Below are 417 nucleotides of genomic sequence, written 5' to 3' on the forward strand. Positions count from 1 at the left end.
GTCAACCTGCGTTCGGGTGTCAGATGATGAGCCGCGATTCATGAAGTAGATCCCGACTAGCACTAAGACAGCGTTAAGGCCTAACATGACGTTCATCACGATTTTTTGATGGGCGCGAAACACGGTTAGCTTGGTTAAGCCAAAAACTATTAGGGCGCACAAGTATAGTAACAGACTCAGTATTAGGCTATACATCAAGACGGCCATCAGCACGCCTAACACCACAAAGATTCCTGCCCGTGTTGCGGTCATGATAAAAATTAAGAGTAACGGAATGGTAAAGGGTACCGTGTTGAATATCACGACCAAAATCTTACTCATAAAAATTTCTTGATTGCGGAAAGGTAACGGTAAGTATTCAACAAGATCATTGCCGGCAAAAAAGACGTTATAAATACCCGAGATACTCTGTGAAAT

At 42.9% G+C, this 417-nt stretch carries 1 protein-coding gene; it reads right to left on the reverse strand.

Annotated features, from left to right (window positions below; translation table 11 throughout):
- The coding region (locus tag C1J00_RS48760) for a hypothetical protein (RefSeq protein ID WP_219728429.1) at positions 1 to 303 on the reverse strand (303 nt) is incomplete at its 3' end.
- Positions 304 to 417: the final 114 nt, after the last annotated feature.

This window comes from Streptomyces cahuitamycinicus (assembly GCF_002891435.1).
Lineage (GTDB): Bacteria > Actinomycetota > Actinomycetes > Streptomycetales > Streptomycetaceae > Streptomyces > Streptomyces cahuitamycinicus.